The 16,219-nt window shown below is 45.8% G+C and carries 15 protein-coding genes; 9 read left to right on the top strand and 6 right to left on the bottom strand.

The window, feature by feature from the left end; genetic code table 11:
• Positions 1-91: 91 nt before the first annotated feature.
• Positions 92-1,909, top strand: a complete 1,818-nt coding sequence (locus tag UNH61_RS19800; protein WP_326993727.1) for a 7TM diverse intracellular signaling domain-containing protein — start codon at positions 92-94, stop codon at positions 1,907-1,909.
• A 140-nt stretch (positions 1,910-2,049) separates the two neighbouring features.
• On the opposite strand, the gene UNH61_RS19795 is transcribed toward UNH61_RS19800, so the two are convergent.
• The 3 genes from UNH61_RS19795 to UNH61_RS19785 all read right to left on the bottom strand — a co-directional run bounded on the left by UNH61_RS19795 (position 2,050) and on the right by UNH61_RS19785 (position 4,817).
• Positions 2,050-2,976 (bottom strand): hypothetical protein, encoded by a 927-nt coding sequence (locus UNH61_RS19795; RefSeq protein WP_326993726.1) that lies wholly within the window; start codon positions 2,974-2,976, stop codon positions 2,050-2,052.
• A gap of 158 nt (positions 2,977-3,134) precedes the next feature.
• A complete protein-coding gene (locus tag UNH61_RS19790) occupies positions 3,135-4,547 on the bottom strand; it encodes a hypothetical protein (protein WP_326993725.1) in 1,413 nt (470 codons plus the stop codon).
• Positions 4,548-4,598: 51 nt separating this feature from the next.
• Positions 4,599-4,817: a hypothetical protein gene (locus UNH61_RS19785; RefSeq protein ID WP_326993724.1), complete on the bottom strand. Its 219-nt coding sequence runs from the start codon at positions 4,815-4,817 to the stop codon at positions 4,599-4,601.
• A gap of 84 nt (positions 4,818-4,901) precedes the next feature.
• Between UNH61_RS19785 and UNH61_RS19780 the strand changes: the two genes are divergently transcribed.
• The gene (locus UNH61_RS19780; RefSeq protein ID WP_326993723.1) at positions 4,902-5,528 is read left to right on the top strand and encodes a response regulator transcription factor; all 627 of its coding nucleotides are present in this window, start codon (positions 4,902-4,904) and stop codon (positions 5,526-5,528) included.
• Positions 5,529-5,632: 104 nt separating this feature from the next.
• Here UNH61_RS19780 and UNH61_RS19775 read toward each other — a convergent pair whose 3' ends face one another.
• Positions 5,633-6,391, bottom strand: a complete 759-nt coding sequence (locus UNH61_RS19775) for an SDR family oxidoreductase (RefSeq protein ID WP_326993722.1) — start codon at positions 6,389-6,391, stop codon at positions 5,633-5,635.
• Positions 6,392-6,544: 153 nt separating this feature from the next.
• Between UNH61_RS19775 and UNH61_RS19770 the strand changes: the two genes are divergently transcribed.
• Entirely contained in the window at positions 6,545-7,324 is a 780-nt protein-coding gene (locus UNH61_RS19770) for a hypothetical protein (protein WP_326993721.1), read from the top strand.
• Here UNH61_RS19770 and UNH61_RS19765 read toward each other — a convergent pair.
• A complete protein-coding gene (locus tag UNH61_RS19765) occupies positions 7,278-8,798 on the bottom strand; it encodes a PLP-dependent aminotransferase family protein (RefSeq protein WP_326993720.1) in 1,521 nt (506 codons plus the stop codon). The two genes, UNH61_RS19770 and UNH61_RS19765, sit on opposite strands and share 47 nt — an antisense overlap.
• 249 nt (positions 8,799-9,047) lie before the next feature.
• Between UNH61_RS19765 and UNH61_RS19760 the strand changes: the two genes are divergently transcribed.
• From UNH61_RS19760 to UNH61_RS19740, 5 genes are all read left to right on the top strand, one after another.
• Positions 9,048-9,659 carry a hypothetical protein gene (locus UNH61_RS19760; protein WP_326993719.1) on the top strand — a complete coding sequence of 204 codons (612 nt, stop codon included), beginning with the start codon at positions 9,048-9,050 and terminating at the stop codon, positions 9,657-9,659.
• Between the two features lie 41 nt (positions 9,660-9,700).
• Positions 9,701-10,669 (top strand): biotin synthase BioB, encoded by a 969-nt coding sequence (bioB, locus tag UNH61_RS19755; protein ID WP_326993718.1) that lies wholly within the window; start codon positions 9,701-9,703, stop codon positions 10,667-10,669.
• A gap of 150 nt (positions 10,670-10,819) precedes the next feature.
• A complete protein-coding gene (locus UNH61_RS19750; RefSeq protein WP_326993717.1) occupies positions 10,820-11,272 on the top strand; it encodes an SRPBCC domain-containing protein in 453 nt (150 codons plus the stop codon).
• 142 nt (positions 11,273-11,414) lie between these two features.
• A complete protein-coding gene (locus tag UNH61_RS19745) occupies positions 11,415-12,086 on the top strand; it encodes a YceI family protein (RefSeq protein ID WP_326993716.1) in 672 nt (223 codons plus the stop codon).
• Between the two features lie 117 nt (positions 12,087-12,203).
• Positions 12,204-13,268, top strand: a complete 1,065-nt coding sequence (locus UNH61_RS19740) for a glycosyltransferase family 2 protein (RefSeq protein ID WP_326993715.1) — start codon at positions 12,204-12,206, stop codon at positions 13,266-13,268.
• Positions 13,269-13,273: 5 nt separating this feature from the next.
• Here the strand turns inward: UNH61_RS19740 and UNH61_RS19735 are convergent, their stop codons facing one another.
• Entirely contained in the window at positions 13,274-14,455 is a 1,182-nt protein-coding gene (locus UNH61_RS19735; protein ID WP_326993714.1) for a glycosyltransferase, read from the bottom strand.
• Positions 14,456-14,787: 332 nt separating this feature from the next.
• Between UNH61_RS19735 and UNH61_RS19730 the strand changes: the two genes are divergently transcribed.
• Positions 14,788-16,191 (top strand): OmpA family protein, encoded by a 1,404-nt coding sequence (locus UNH61_RS19730; protein ID WP_326993713.1) that lies wholly within the window; start codon positions 14,788-14,790, stop codon positions 16,189-16,191.
• The last annotated feature ends 28 nt before the right edge of the window (positions 16,192-16,219 follow it).

Raw genomic sequence — 16,219 nt, 5'->3', positions numbered from 1 at the left:
TTGGGGAGATAGGATAAAAAGGACTCATCAATGTAGCAGATGACGAAGAATTTCTTACTATTGTAGAAATAGTCATCCCTTATCCCAATCCATGTTTATCCCAAAGTTGCTTTGTTGCGGAATATGGCTGCTTTACGCTGTTGTTGCGGAGGCCCGGCCGCCTGCCGACAGTGTTACCAGCTTTTCTGCTCCAGGCCCGGCAACTACCTTGCATCTGCGCCCGGATACATTACGTTACGCAGTGGTCTCGGATAGCAAAGCAGATTTTGGACTTACCAACAGTTGGTGTTACCTGGTGTGGAAATTACAGGGTAAGCCGGCCGACCTGATTTTATCTATAGACAATACCAGCCTTGACAGTGTACAGTTGTATCAGCTTTTTCCCGAAGCCCTGCCGGTGCTGCTATATAGCGGCGGTAATCACTTGCCTTATGATAACCACCGTGCATACGTATGGCATACTGCTGCTGTATCTGCAGGCACAGAGCCAGCCTATTACCTGGCGGCTTTCCGGGCCATGGGGAAAAATGTGAACGTGGGTTATCAACTGCTTGGCGCAACAGAACTGGCACAGCGTTATCGCAGCTTTGACCGGCTGATATGGCTATACCTGGGAGTAGTGCTGGTGATGATAGTTTCGGCGATTATTGGCCTCTTTCTTTTTCGCAACGTCGCCCTGGGTTATTATGCGCTTTACCTGGGCTTTATCAGTTGCTGGATACTGGCGCATTACGGGTATCTATTCCCCATGTTGTACCCACAATGGCCGGGCTTCAATGAGATAGTAAAGCCTGTAGCAATACAGTTAGCGCTGTTCAGCATGTTACGGATGCTATGGCAACTTTTTGCCGCGCAATTGCAGGCAAAAGCGATACGATTATTCTTGCAGGCATTTTCTCTTGCTATCCCGTTGCTGTTGGGCGTTTTGTTGGTTTCCCTCCTATGGCAGCCCGGCGGGTTTATCCCAGCCTGGATGAACGTTGTCTGGCATCTTTATTTATTATTGGGAGCTGGCAGTATACTCGGTCTGCTGGCGTGGTTGTTCAACAAAGATAGTACAGCACGTTTTTTTTGCCTGGCTGTGGCTTGTGTTTCCCTCATGACTTTATTGCAGGTATTTTCTAATGCAGGCTTGCTGCAAAGCTACTGGCTCAACGACCATGGCATTTTGCTGGGTATTTTGCTGGAAGCTGGTATCTTAACTTATGCTATTTTTCTGAAGCTGTGGAAAGACAAACAGGCCGTCCTGTTGAAGGTCAACCGGTTGGAGGAAGAGCATGGCAAAGTGCTGGAGCAGCTGCTGATGATACAGGACACGGAACGGAAGCGGATAGCTGGCGATCTTCACGACAGTGTGGGGCCTATGCTTACCGCCCTCAAAATGAACTATCTCCGTATTATACGTGTCAGCCAGGGTGTACAGGAAGAGCTCATCAGGAGTACAGAAGCGATCATCGATAGTTCTATCGCCGGTATCCGGGATATTGCCCATCGGTTGATGCCGCGTAATTTGGTCTCCAAAGGGTTGATTGTAGCACTATCTGACTATGGACGGGATCTTTTCTCTCTGTATCAGATATCGTTTGATTTTAAACACCAGGTAGTGCAAAGCCCGGGAGAAGAATTACAGATGCTGATTTACCGGATTACCTGTGAGTTGCTCATGAATGCCGCCAAGCATGCCCAATGCCAGCAAGTGTTGTTGCGGTTGCAAATCACTGACCAGGAAATCCATATAACGGTAAAGGATAATGGAAAAGGGTTTAATGCAGATGATGCGCTATCTCATTCCTTTGGCTTGTCGAATGTGGTGAACCGGGTAAAGTATGCCCGGGGAGTTATACAGATATTGTCGGGTGAAGGCAAGGGCACGGAGGTGCTGATTGCGATGCCGGTGGAGCGGAGCTGATGAATGTAAATGGAAAGAGGCTTTCAGATGAAAGCCTCTGGGTTTTGGGGAACGCAACAAGGACAGTGTTATGTTATTTAGTTCTTCCGTCGTTATTTGTAAAGGGCTTGCGATGCACTCTTAATAGTAAAGAAGTATCTTCAAAATGTCACTTTACATGTTAACCCAAAGACGCCCTTGCGCACAGTATTATTATAATATGGGCTTAATGTTACCGCCCAGGAGTTCTTTTCACGAATAAGGTCATTTCTTTCTTTTTTTAATGCTCGCAGATTGCCACCGCCAATAACCATTATAATGCCCAAAACCTCTGCGGCTACACTTGGAATTCCTACGGCATAGGTTGACGACGTGTTAGATTTGTCCCCGAATGATGAGTTCTGATCTTTCTTGTCCAGGCTTATCATATAATAGATGCCTACACCGCCAGCTGCCATAAGCACGCTTCCCAAAATTTTGTGACGTGTGTTTTTTCTTTTAGCACGAGGTATTAATTTGTCATTTAGTTCTGCTATCCGGTTATTTACCTTGTTCTGGTGGACAATTCTATTTACTTCATCTGCTTTGCCTTGTTCCTGAGCTCTTTTATTATTTAACTGAGAATAATACAATGAGTTCGGGGTACTATTTATGTAAGCGGACAAAGAAGTTAAGCTTCCATCTGCCAAAAGATTCTGGCTCGCAATGCTGTCTTTTCTTTTAAAATCGGACAAGTCCGATTGCAGCCTCAGTATCTCAATGTATTTTTCCTGAGGGTAATTATTTTTATCCGTTATTTGGAAAAACTCGGTAAGTGCACCCTTTAGGGGAACATATGGTGTTGGAGAACTTGAAAATTGAGCATTTAATATCTGGATTTTCAGGTAGAGAATTTTGGAATTGTTTTTTCCCAGGAAATTTTCTGCGGCATTTATCTGTTCTAATGCACCATCATAGTTTTTGTTGTTGAATAATTCCTCCGCTTGCAAATAGGCATTCTGTGCCTGAGAGGATTTGTCCTGCGCGTATATCTTGCTTACAAGAATACAGGAGAGTGAAATTGCAATAAAAGGTTTCAGTATTTTCATAAATTTTTTTTTAAAGATCCGCGCTTGATCCACGGATCAGATTACTATCAATGTTGGCTGGCCTTTATGTCTCAAAATATTTAGTTCATTTTAATTACCCTTAACTGCGGTTATTGGCATCTCAAACCTGCCATCAGGAATTTGGTCAGACAGTTGTATTAGTTATTCCAAAAATCCTCCTGCTTTTTCTCCTTTTCTTTTTTCTCCGCTGCTGGCGCCTTGTTCTGTCCTGCAGGTTCTCCCCAGAAATCTGAGCCGGCCGGGATTGAAGTTTCAAAAGGCAATCTGGTGAACGACAACAACTCGCAAGGCAGTCCAATTAAGTGCCCGCTGGCCATTTTTTTGATGAACTCGTCCTGGAACTTATCAATATTTATCACCGGGTATAACGTATACACCTTGTAGCCACCCGGCGGTTTTTGGTTTAAAGACAGCAGCAGCTTGCGTTGTACCTCGTCTTTCAGCGGATGGCTGCCGTCTTCATATGGAGGGACAAAAGCCAGGGAGGAAAAGTAAATGGACTCTTCTTCCGCACTGTTACTGATAGGTGCAATTAACAAGGCAGCATAGCGGCCTTTCGACACGAGATCGCTAAACTGGTATTTGTTGATTTGTATAGCGTCTTCAATAAATTGTCCCTTGGCTTCTATTAGCGCTTGTTTCCGCTCTTCTTCTCTTCTTGCTGCAGCCTCCTTTTCCAGACGTTCCTGCTTTTTCTCCCCTAGGTGAGCAAATAAGGTCACCGCTAGTCCTACTCCGGTATAGGCCAATTGTGCTTTAGGATCACTGATCTCGCGTGCTCCAGCCATGGTAGCGTCCAGCAGGGCACCGGAGGTTTTCTTACCTCCGGCAATAGCGGCATCATATACGCTGTTGGCAGCGGTTTGCGCATTTGTAAGATCCATTTGAGTTTGCTGGTACCTTTGCTGCTGTTCCGCAACCAGCTGTTGCAGCTTTTGTTGCTGTTGTTGGGCTGTATTGATCTGCTGCCGGTTCAATGCCTCCTGTTTTTTCCTGTTTTCATCGGTAGCTTTTTGGCGGGCGTCTCTATCTTGCTTCTCTTTTTCGTCTTTTGCTTTTAGTATTTCCCAGGCCGCTTTGTTCCCGGCTTCGTTCGGAGGCTGATACCCTTTGGGTTGTTCCCCTACATTAATAAAATCGCCGCTTTGGTCAACGCTGCTGCCAAAGTTTCCTGGCTGTCCTGCGCCCGTATTGCCGCCGGTGCCACCAGTATTAGATAAGGTAATCCGGCGGCATTTCTCGTCTGTCAGTTGGGAGAGCCGGATATCAAACACCTGTAAGCTGGTAACGTACCAGTCGCCGGGAGATTCTTTTATTTGTGTGGGCGCCAGTTTGTTGGCCGAAATAGACATCTCATTGGTACTGTTATCGCAAACAGTGTGAAAAACCACGTTTACCGAACAGTATTTGCTGGACGATATATTCCTGATCCTTGCGTAAGTATTCGCAAATGTGCAGGACCTTTTTCCGAACTTAAAGGATACCTGTATACCATAACCAACATCAATCCAATCGCCCCAGGCCTGCCCATACAGAGCGGTATGGCCCATTAAAAAAATTAGCAGTAGCAAGCATGCACTTTTCATGGTTATTATTATTCTTTAATGAAATATTTTGACTTTCAGGAGTAGCGCCGTATCCTGGTCCCGGGCGTAGCATTGCCCGCATAGCAGCAGGCCTGCTATCCATATGAATGATCGCATAAGAAAGGATTTAGGATTAACCAGGTCATACTCCATGACAGGGTAAGGGATACCATGTATAGGTTTGCCATTCAGCACAGTTTCAAAGGTAGGCACTTCTTTCCCCCTGCCTGTCATGCTTATCCCTCAAAAATCATCATGGTTTTCCATGATTTTGCCACGGAAAAAAAAATTATTTTTACGTGTAAAGCCTTAGCTATCATGACGACGATTGCGATTGCCGACGATCATACCATTTTCTGCGATTCCCTGGCAGCCCTGATCAACGAGCTGGAAGGTTTTTCCGTATTGTGGAAAGCGCAAAGCGGGAAGGCAGCTATTGAACGCGTGCAGCAGCAAGCCCCCGATATTTTATTGCTGGACGTGAATATGCCTGGCATGAGTGGTATAGAAGTGGCAGCCTGGCTTGCTGTCCATAATCCCAACCTGAAGATCCTGGTGCTGACCATGGAGGAAGACGACGCCAGCATCATCAAAATGCTGCATCACGGCGCCAGGGGCTACCTGCTGAAATCTGTTTCTTCGGAAGGGTTGCATGAAGCGCTACAGGCTATTGTACAATACGGCTTCTATTATACGCCGTTGGTGGCCCGACAAATAGGCAAGCCGGTGGAACAAAAGACACCCGCCATCGTGTTGAAAGACAGGGAGCAAATGTTACTGCAATTGATGTGTACTGATCTTAGCTACTCCGAAATAGCCAAACAGGTACACCTGAGCGAAAGCACCGTAGACACTTACCGCGCGCGGCTATTTGAGCTTTTTGATGTGAAAAATCGTATAGGGCTCATATTGAAGGCCAATAGTATGGGGTTAGTGAAATTATAGTAATAGCATATACATACCGCCAATATTATAGAGAGCCTCTATCAGCAGCGTATCTGATTAAAAGAGCGCCTTCGTTTTTGAGGGCGCTCTTTTAATATCATTATCTACTTAGCAGAAGAACCACCATCTATCACATATTGCGCTCCGGTGATAAACTGACTATTATCAGATCCGAGGAACACCACTAATCTCGCTATTTCAATAGGTTCCGCATATCGCCCAAGCGGAATACCGGATGCAAATAATTTTTCCATCTCTGCACCTTTTCCCGGTTCATATCCTTCTTCAATAGAACGCATCATCCGGTTGTTGACCGGCGACGGATGTATGGTATTCACACGAATCTTCCTGGGCGCAGCTTCCAGGGCTGCAGTTTTCATAATCCCCAGCGTAGCGTGTTTGCTGGTCGTATAGGCGATAAAGTTAGGAGAGGCCCCGAGTCCGGCTACTGACGAAGTAATGATCATACTGCCGCCGTCATTCATCTGCGGTAACACATATTTACAGCCCAGGAACACGCCCTTTACATTAACGGCCATTACTTTATCGAAAATATCTTCCGGAAATTCAGTAATGGGTTTAACAACACCTTCTATACCCGCGTTATTAAAGAAGATATCTATCTTTCCGAATTTTTTTACAGCTTCCTTTGCATATTTTTCCACATCCGCTGCGGATGTTACATCTGCTGCAACATAGGCTGCATGGTCACCTAATTCAGCAGCTGCTTTTTTTAATGCTGTTTCATCAAGATCTACAAGAACAACTTTAGCACCTTCTTCAATAAATAACTTTGCGGTTGTTTTTCCGATACTTCCTGCTCCGCCCGTAATAAGGGCCACTTTGTTTTCCAGCTGTTTCATAATCATATATTTTAAAGTTATTTGATCTCAGCAAAAACGGTAACAGCTGTAGCAGTAGGTAGATAGATGTGTTGTGATATTTGGGTATAGCAAAGGTATCGATTTTCCTTCTCGCGGGAACAACAAGGAAGAGATTTAACATTTCCGAAAAATATGACGTACTATTGTTGGATGATGAAAATTATATTTGGTCAGATGACCATGCTGTTGATCCTTTCCTGTAGCGGTTATGCCCAGACTAATCTTAAAACTGCAGAAAAGCAATTATCACAATTATATTCGAAGATCTCAGATTCCTCTATTAATTGCTCCTATAAATTTGGCGAGGAGTTTAGAAAGTTAATCAAAGATAATCCTGCCACCATTAATTATGATTTTAAAATATTACGCGACAGTAGTCGTTGTGATATTGTAACTTCAAAAGATGGCAATCTCAGAATCTACAGTTGGGATACGGAAACCGGGGGAACCATGAGATTCTTTAATACTATTTATCAATATAAAGATAACGGGAAGGTATATACGCGGATACCTGTTTTTAAGGAAGGTGATCCGGGATGCTTTTATTCAAAAATCTACACCGTAGTGATAAATGGAAAAACGTATTACCTCGCTATCTCCAACGGAATATATTCCAACAGCGATATTTCACAATCGGTGTCCGTATTTACCATAGCAGGTAACCAGCTTGCAGATACCGCAAGATTATTCAAAACAAAAACGAAGCTGCTGAACAGGATTGATGTGTCGTTTGATTTCTTTAGTGTGGTAGACCGGCCGGAGCGACCGGTGGAGCTGATAACATTTGATGAAGAGAAGAAGGAGCTGTATATACCGGTGGTGGATAAAAAGAATCAGGTGACGAAGAAGAGTTTGGTGTACAGGCTTAAGGGGGAGTATTTTGAGTATGTTGGGGTGGGAGATGGGAAGTAACCTCCTCCACACCCCTCCGCAACACCCTCACACTCTCCTCGGCTTCCTGCAGCGTCATATGCCCAAACCCCAGCCGCATCGCCGTCAAATCCTTCTGCTGATACAACAGCGTCTTCGGAATAAACAAATTATTCTGCGCACACACTCTGCTCAGCCGCATCAGATTGATCGGCTGCTTCCACCGGATCCATACCGCCAAACCGCCCGCCGGCTTCTTGAAATCTATATATCCGCCCAGATGCTGCTGCAACAACTCCACGAAATGATCCCGCCGCTCCTGGTATACTTTCAACGACTTCTTAAGATATCGCTGTATCTCTCCTGCTTCAATCATTTCCCCTAATACCTGCTCCATCAGTACATCGCCCTGCCGGTCTATAATACCCAGGTGCTTCCGCATCTCTGTCATCAGGTTTTCCGGCGCTACAATGAACCCGGTTCTGAACCCCGGCGCCAGCGATTTTCCGAAGGCGCCGGTATATACCACCATGCCGTTACTGTCTGCACTCGCCAGGGGCAGCACCGGACTATTGTCGTAATGAAAATCGTAATCATAATCATCTTCCAGTATCACAAACCCAAAGGTGGAGGCCAGGTTAAGCAACGCAATTCTTCGCTGTGCACTGAGTGCTACGGTGGTCGGGTAATGATGATGCGTAGTGATATACAACATGCGTATCGGATGCTGTTTACAGATATTCCTTACCGCGTCTACATCTATACCTTCGTCATCTATCGGCACCAGCATAATTTGTGCGCCCGATTTCTGGAAGATCATATTAACAGAGAAGTAACTCAGCGCGCCTACCAGTACAATGTCGCCCGGCGAAAGTAGTATTTCTGAGGTGATATAAACACTCATTTCGGTGCTCCGGGTGATGAGGATGTTGTCTTTGGATATATGCAGTCCGCGCGACTGATTCAGGTAATTCGACAGGTTCTTTTTAAAATACTCGCTGCCGTCGTGGTTGTAATATCCCAGTTTCCGGCGATTACTTTTTCGCTTCAGGTTAGCACTATATAAACTCGAGAGATGGTTGATCTGGGTCAGACGGATGTCGGGCGTGCCATCATTGAATACATATTCACAGGAGGAGTGCTCGAATGGATTATCCAGCAGGCTCGATTTTTTGAACGAAAATCCGGTGGTACCAGGATAAACGGCCAGCTGCTGCTCTCCGGCAGGATGGATCGTTTGCGGCTTTGCGTCTGCTTTGCCTGCAATGAAGGTGCCCTTATTGGGGCGGGTCTCCACCCAGCCCTGGGCATCCAGCTCCTCGTATACCGCTACTACCGTATTGCGATTTACCCCCAGCAATACGCTGAATTCCCTTGTGCCCGGCAGCCTGGTACCGGTCACCAGAAACCCGCGCTGTATCGCATTGATCAGCTGCCGGGCTATCTGCAGGTACACCGCCGTGGCCGACCCACGGTCTACCTGTACAAAACTTTTATATGGAATCGGACTGCTCATGATGCTAAAATTGGCATTGCCTGATGGTCCGGCAAGTTATTTCATTTGAAAGAAGGAACAATTGAATATGTTTTTTGCTAATGTGTAATTGTTGTGAAGATTTGAATAAATACCGGCTTTTTAGGCCACTGGACTATCTCAGCGGCCAACTCTGGCCAGTAAAATATCATCCGGACTAGCTAAAATATAAAAACTGGTCTATTTAGATCATCCGGTAACCGTTTACTTTTGAATGGAAACAAATTGTATATGCAGGATTTATTGCAACATATCGTTGGCCACGACCAGCTACATGCCCGGTGGCTGAACACGCTCTCCTTCATGGAAAATGCCGGCGCCAGGAAAATATCGGCCTGTGAACATCCCACGCTGGTCAGCTTCATCCAGCTGAAACATGCTGCAGAAGAGCATCGGCACGCCTACTACCTGAAGAAACAGATCGCGAAAGTAGATCCGGAATCCTGTAAAACATACCAGCTCCACGAGCTGCTGGCCCCCAACCAAACCCGGCACTACCTGCACCGGCTGGACATGCAAACCTGCCGTTACCTGAAAGATACATTTAGCCTCGAAGGCAGCCGGCTCCGGCATGCGGCCTATCTCTTTGTGACCTATGCCATCGAAGTACGCGCCGATGAGCTGTACCCTGTTTATCAGGCTACACTCGACAACGCCGCCAGTAAGGTAATGGTGAAGTCTATCATCCTGGAAGAAGAAGGGCACCTGGAAGAAATGATCAACCAGCTCAATGAATTCGATGCCGCCTGGGAAACACATGCCCGGCACATCCTGGCCCTGGAACAGCAGTTGTTCAGTGAATGGCTCAGCGCCATCGGTGAAGAGCTGAAAGTACCTGCCTGAGCTTATCTGCATACTACTTATTATCCACTCAATAACGAATTATGACATCTGCTATCAGAAACGACTGGACCCTCGAAGAGATCCAGGCTATCTACGACCAGCCCCTGCTGGACCTGGTTTATCAGGCGGCTTCTGTACACCGCCAGTGGCATTCCGCCCGGCAAGTACAGGTGTGCACACTGCTTTCCATTAAAACCGGCGGATGCCCGGAAGATTGCTCCTACTGCGGGCAGGCGGCCAGGTACCATACTGATATAAAAGTACAGGCCCTGCTGCCTACTGAAACCGTACTGGCGCACGCTCAAAAAGCAAAAGATACCGGCGCCACCCGTTTCTGCATGGCCGCTGCCTGGCGTGAAGTGAGAGACAACAAGGATTTCGACCGTGTAATCGATATGGTGAAAGGTGTAAACGACCTCGGCATGGAAGTATGCTGTACCCTCGGTCTGCTAACGGAAGAACAGGCCGTACGCCTCCGCGAAGCCGGTTTGCACGCCTATAACCATAACCTCGATACTTCCGAAGAATATTACCAGGAGATCATCTCCACCCGGAAATTCGACAACAGGATCAATACCATCAACAACGTACGTAAAGCAGGAATCACGGTTTGCTCCGGCGGAATTATCGGTTTGGGCGAATCGCACCGCGACCGTATCTCCATGTTGCTCACACTGGCTACCATGCCTAAGCATCCGGAATCTGTTCCCATCAATGCCCTCGTACGCGTGAAAGGTACGCCGCTCGAAAGCAATCCGAAAGTGGATGCCTGGGATATGGTCAGAATGATCGCTACCGCAAGGATTGTAATGCCCGCATCAACCGTACGCCTCACCGCCGGCAGGATAGATATGACAGAGTCTGAACAAGCCTGGTGTTTCATGGCCGGCGCCAATTCCATTTTTACCGGTGAAAGAAAAACACTGCTGGTGACCCCCAACCCGGGCGTTGATGAAGATATGCAGATGCTGCAGCACCTCGGTCTGGAACCAATGCCAGGAAAGAATTAAGAATAGGGAATGTGGAATTAAGAATGATGAGCGAAGATTTTAGCGGATACTTTGAATGTTATCTATCTGCTAAAATCTTCGCTCATCATTCTTAATTCCACATTCCCTATTCTTAATTCTTATCTTTGGATCTCAGTAGCATTTAACCCAATGATACCTCCGATAGACAGAACCGTGCTTATCAACGCAACACCTTCAGTGGTATGGAATTACCTCACCCTGCCGGGGTTAATGAAGCAATGGATTGGCCCTCCGGAAATGGAAATCGAGGTGAACACCGATTGGAAAATCGGCAGACCAATGATCATCCGCGGATTTCATCATGTCGGCTTCGAAAACAGAGGCGTTGTTCAGGCTTTTGATCTACATAAACAAATCCGGTATACACAATTAAGTACGATATCACGCCTGTCCGATCTGCCGGAAAACTATACTGTTGTTGAGTTTACACTGACGCTCGTTCAAAACGAAACCTTACTGGCCCTGAAGATCTGGAACTTTCCTACCGAAACGATTTTCCGGCACCTGGATTTTTACTGGAGAGGTACGTTGGAAATAATGAAGAAGCTCATAGAAAAACAAAACCTGCAAACAAAAATCTAAACGCTGATTTATACAGAAAAAAATCATTTTCAATACCAGCGCCTGATTGAATGCAGTATCAGTGGGCAACCGTTACAGGCAGGTCCGGGAATTTTAAAACCTGCTGCATTTAATTTATCTTGCCGCAAATATTATACATCTCATGAAAAAATCGATCATCGCATTATCTGCCCTCGCTGTATTGGCATCCTGCGGAGGTCCTTCCTCTGACAAAGCTGCAACTACCGAAAAACAGGAAGTAGCAGCTGCAACCGGCAACAACTTCACCATCGACACTACCGGCACCGTTGTTGGCTGGCGCGGTACACACAAAGGTGGTATGGCTCCCCGCTTTGGCGTTATTTCCGTTACAGGAGGAAGCCTTTCTGCTGGTAAAGATGGATTAACTGCAGGTACTGTGGATATCAACATGGTTTCCCTGAAAGTGGATACGGCATCTGTAACTGAAAAAGACAAAAAAGCGAGCGACCTCGAAGGGCACCTGAAAAGCCCCGACTTTTTCAATGTAGGAAAGTATCCTACCGCGAAATTCGTTATTACAAAAGTAGCTGCTTACGACAGCACCCAGCAGAAGAGCCTCTTACCAGGTGCTAATCACCTGATCAGCGGTAACCTGACACTGAAAGACAGCACCCTGAACATCACGTTCCCTGCTGTAGTAAATGTTACTGCCGATGAAGTAACTGCTACTGCAAAATTTGTTATCGACAGAAGCGCCTGGGGTATCAGCTACAAAACTGATGGTAGCCCTGAAAACTGGATGATCAGCAAAGATGTTGAACTGGACCTTAACCTCAAGGCTAAGAAAAAATAATGGCTGTTACTTACAGCAATAAGGAAACCGGGGCAGATATCACCCCGGTTTTTTATTTTTATCCGCTGATCCATTCATGAAGAAATTATTAATTTTAGACCTTCCATTAAAACAACTATGCGGCACCCTCTTGTAAGTATTATCATCCCCGTTTATAATCTGGCGCCTTATCTGCCCCGTTGTATCCAGGCTGTTACCGGGCAAAGCTATCCTCATACGGAGATTATTGTAGTGGATGACGGATCTACAGACGATTCACTGGCTGTTTTACAACAGCTGGCGCAGGTGCATGAGAATATCCAGGTACTGACCCAGCCTAACGCCGGCCCCGGGCCTGCCAGAAACAATGGGCTGGACCACGCCAAGGGCGATTATATTTTATTTGTAGACGGAGACGACTGGATTGAGCCGGAAACAGTAGCGGCATGTGTAACCGAAGCAGAAAAACACCAGGCCGATATCGTCTGCTACGGACACCGGACCGTCAAATGGGTGAAAGATCAGTTCCATACTGTCTGGACCACTCAATACCATCCGGAAAATTACATCAACAGCGATTTCCTGGTTAGCTGCCTGGCAGAGTGTTCGCTCAGGAAAGATATCATCAGCACCGCTGCCTGGGGAAAGCTCTACAGACGCGACTTGATAGAGAAACATTGCATCAGGTTCCGCATCCCGAAATTCGAAGATACCCCTTTTGTTATAGAGGCCGTTTATTATGCCAAAGCAATCAGGTGCATCGACGGAGTTTTTTATAACTATTTAATCCGGGAAGCGGAACAAAAGGAGCAGTCTATTACCGGCGCGCGCCTGTCTGAAGAAAAAATCAAAGCATTTTATGCGGCAGACCGTCTTGTAAAGAATTTCCTGATGGAGCAGCATATTTTCGAACAATACCGGGAAGAATACCAACGTTTTCACAACGCAAGGGTAGTGATATATGGAGGCTACTTTGAAACATATGTCAACGCTGCCACGGTCGGCAAAGAAGCGCACAGGATAATGATGCAGCAATTACTGGAAAACAGGAAAGCGCTTACCTGGCACCGGAAACAGGTTTCCCGCCAATACCGGAAAAGAATCTTTATGCTCAAAATAGGAACTGCTATAGGTACGGTAAACATAGCCACAGCCAGACGTTTCTTTCTCTTTTACGAAAACATCATGGGGCTCAAAAAGTAATTATTTTACGATGGTTTAATCCCTAATGCGGCATCCAGTTGCCTGTAAGCAATTTCTTCTGAAAAATTATTTTTGAAACAGGTAGCGGCGAAGGCACTTTGCTGCGCATAAAATACCGGATCATTCAACAGCTGTTGTATATACTCTGCAAATTCAGCAGGGTTTTCTGTAGCCAGGCAACCATTGCTGCTTTTATTCGGTAAACCATCCAGTCCATGATTATTACACACTACAGGCAGTCCGAATGACATGGCTTCAATTACTTTCACTTTTACGCCGGTACCCGCCAGCATAGGGCAGAGTACTACGCGCGACTGATCATAATATTCGCTCAGTGATGCTGCGAACGGTACCAATGTAACATTCTTCAACCCCGACGGTACATGAGCGGTTATCTTACCTATGACACAAATGCGGATCGTTGCAGGCAATAACGGATACACCTGATTGAAAAACCATTCGCAGGAGATCATATTATTCCGGTTATCGGAAGCAACATAGATCAGGTCGAACTTTTCCGGCGTATCTGCCGCTGCAGGCGGCGCTTTCTCCACTACCACCGGATGAAACCAGGTCTCGCCCTTTACAAACTGCCCGAAGAAGTAGGTTTCCTCCTGCGAAAGACTCCATACCTGATCAAACAACGATAATCTTCTCACTTCATCCCCGAGAGCAGGTCCCAGCCGGAAACCTTTGTCGCGCTGGTGTTGCGACGACATAAAATCATGCGTGTCCAGGATCGTCACCGCTTGTCCGATGTAAGGATTGTTTTTTATCAGATCGGCCCAGTAGATATAGCTGATAATAATATAGTCGTAACTGTTATGCTGCAGAATATCGTTGAATAACTGCTGAGAATATGAATTAACATGATTTGGCACCGCACCTTTGACGGGTTTCAGCTTTAACTTAAACAGCAGCTCCTTCAGCTTATAATTAAAAAAATAAGTGATCGGATTTTTCTTGAGAGGCTTACGAAACCAGAACCAGGCCTTTTCTACCAGGCCACTGTTGCGGATAGCTTCCATGCCTTCCGGCGAAATTCTCTCCCAATCGCCCTGGCGGGAAATCAAATCTACCTTCATGCCTCTGTCCTTAAAATACCTGAGCAAAGTATAGGCCCGTGTCTGGCAGCCACTGTGCAGTGTTATAGGATTATATGGAAAAGCATAAAGTACCCGCTTCATATCATGAACATTGAAATAAGGCCACAAATGTAGGAAGAATTACGAATTAGGAATTACGAATTACGGATTGACAGGGAGATATTAGCGAGTAAATAATGATATTGTTACTCGCTAATATCTCCCTGTCAATCCGTAATTCGTAATTCCTAATTCGTAATTCTTTTTATTGTAACTAACTCATAACCATAAACTTAAATCGATAATTTCTTTCTTGGCACAAACTTTGTAAAATGCCCTGTCGTCAAAAATACGGTACCGTTATATTTTTTTCATTTAGCTATGTTTTGTTATAGCAAAAACTGATTATTATCAATAACCCAATTCAATTTTTTATGAGTAAGTTTACAAGATTTGGGAAGTCTGTTCTATTGGCTTCATCTGTACTGGCATTGACGGGAACTGCATTTGCACAGGAAAATTCTAACTCGAAAGTAGACCGTGTTACTCCTTTCAATGGTGTTAAAGATTACCGCACCTGGTCAATCGGTGTGTGGGGTGGTGGATCAGCTGCTTTCGGTCCGTTCGGCGGCCCTTATTATTTCAATAACTTCGACTTCAATCACGTTGGGCTTGTGTATGGTGGTTATATCAAGAAACAGATCTTCCACAACTTCGGTCTGCAGGCTGAGTTTATGCAGGGACAAGTGAAAGGTTCTACCAAAGGATCTCAGACACTGACGAACATTAACGGTGTTCCTGTACCCGTTGGTGGCATTAACTCCTTCAAAACTGATATCGACTGGTCTGCTTCCGTAAGTGGTGTATTCACGCTCGGAACCATTAACTGGATCAATAAAAAAGGCTTCATTCTTCCGTATGTATCTGCCGGTGCTGGTGCTATTGCTTTCCGCCCGTCTGTAACTGCGGTGGATGGTAAAGATATGTCGGTGCTGAATTCCGATGGTAAATCTCAGCATCGTGAGTTATTTATACCGGTAGGAGCAGGTGCGAAATTTAACGTTGCACGCGGCGTTAATATAGACCTGGGTTACACCGTGAATTTTGTAAACAGCAATGTATTTGATGGTGTAAACAACGGCAAGAAAGATAAATTTTCTACCGGCCGTGTAGGAGTGGAATTTGCACTTGGTAGCAGAAGAAAACCACAGCTGGCAGTAGTAAATCCTGCAGCGCAGCTGGCAATGGACCTGTGGGATAAAAATGCGGCGCTGAAAAAATCCCTTGCAGAAAGCGATGCCCGCAATCAACAGGCTATTGCTGAACTGCAGAGCGAAGTAGCTGATATGAAGAAAGATACCGATGGCGACGGCGTTCCTGATTACCTGGATAAATGCCCGAATACGCCTGCTGGTACTAAGGTAGATGGAGCTGGTTGCCCACTGCAGACACCTGTACAGATTATCAAGGAAAAAGTAATCGTCACTGAAGCAGATAAGAAAGTGGTGAAAGATGCGATCGATAACCTGGAATTTGATCTGGGTAAAGCTACTATCAGACCTACTTCTTTGGCAAGTCTGGATAAGGTAGCTGCATTGCTGGTAGAGAAAAACTTTAGCCTGAAACTGGCTGGTCATACCGATAATACCGGTTCTGCCACCACTAACATGCGCCTCTCCAAAGAACGTGCTGAGGCTATTAAAAACTACCTCGTATCTAAAGGCGCCAATGCTTCCCGCATCGAAGCTGTTGGATATGGTTCTACTCAGCCGATTGCTTCCAACAAAACAGCAGCCGGCCGTCAGCAGAACAGACGCGTTGAGTTTACTTTGTATTAATGAGCAACTTTAACGTCACGCTTACCAT

The sequence above is a fragment of the Chitinophaga sp. 180180018-3 genome (assembly GCF_037893185.1).
Taxonomy (GTDB): domain Bacteria; phylum Bacteroidota; class Bacteroidia; order Chitinophagales; family Chitinophagaceae; genus Chitinophaga.
The sequence above is the reverse complement of the archived record's forward strand: the minus strand, read 5'-3'. Positions and strand labels throughout refer to the sequence as shown.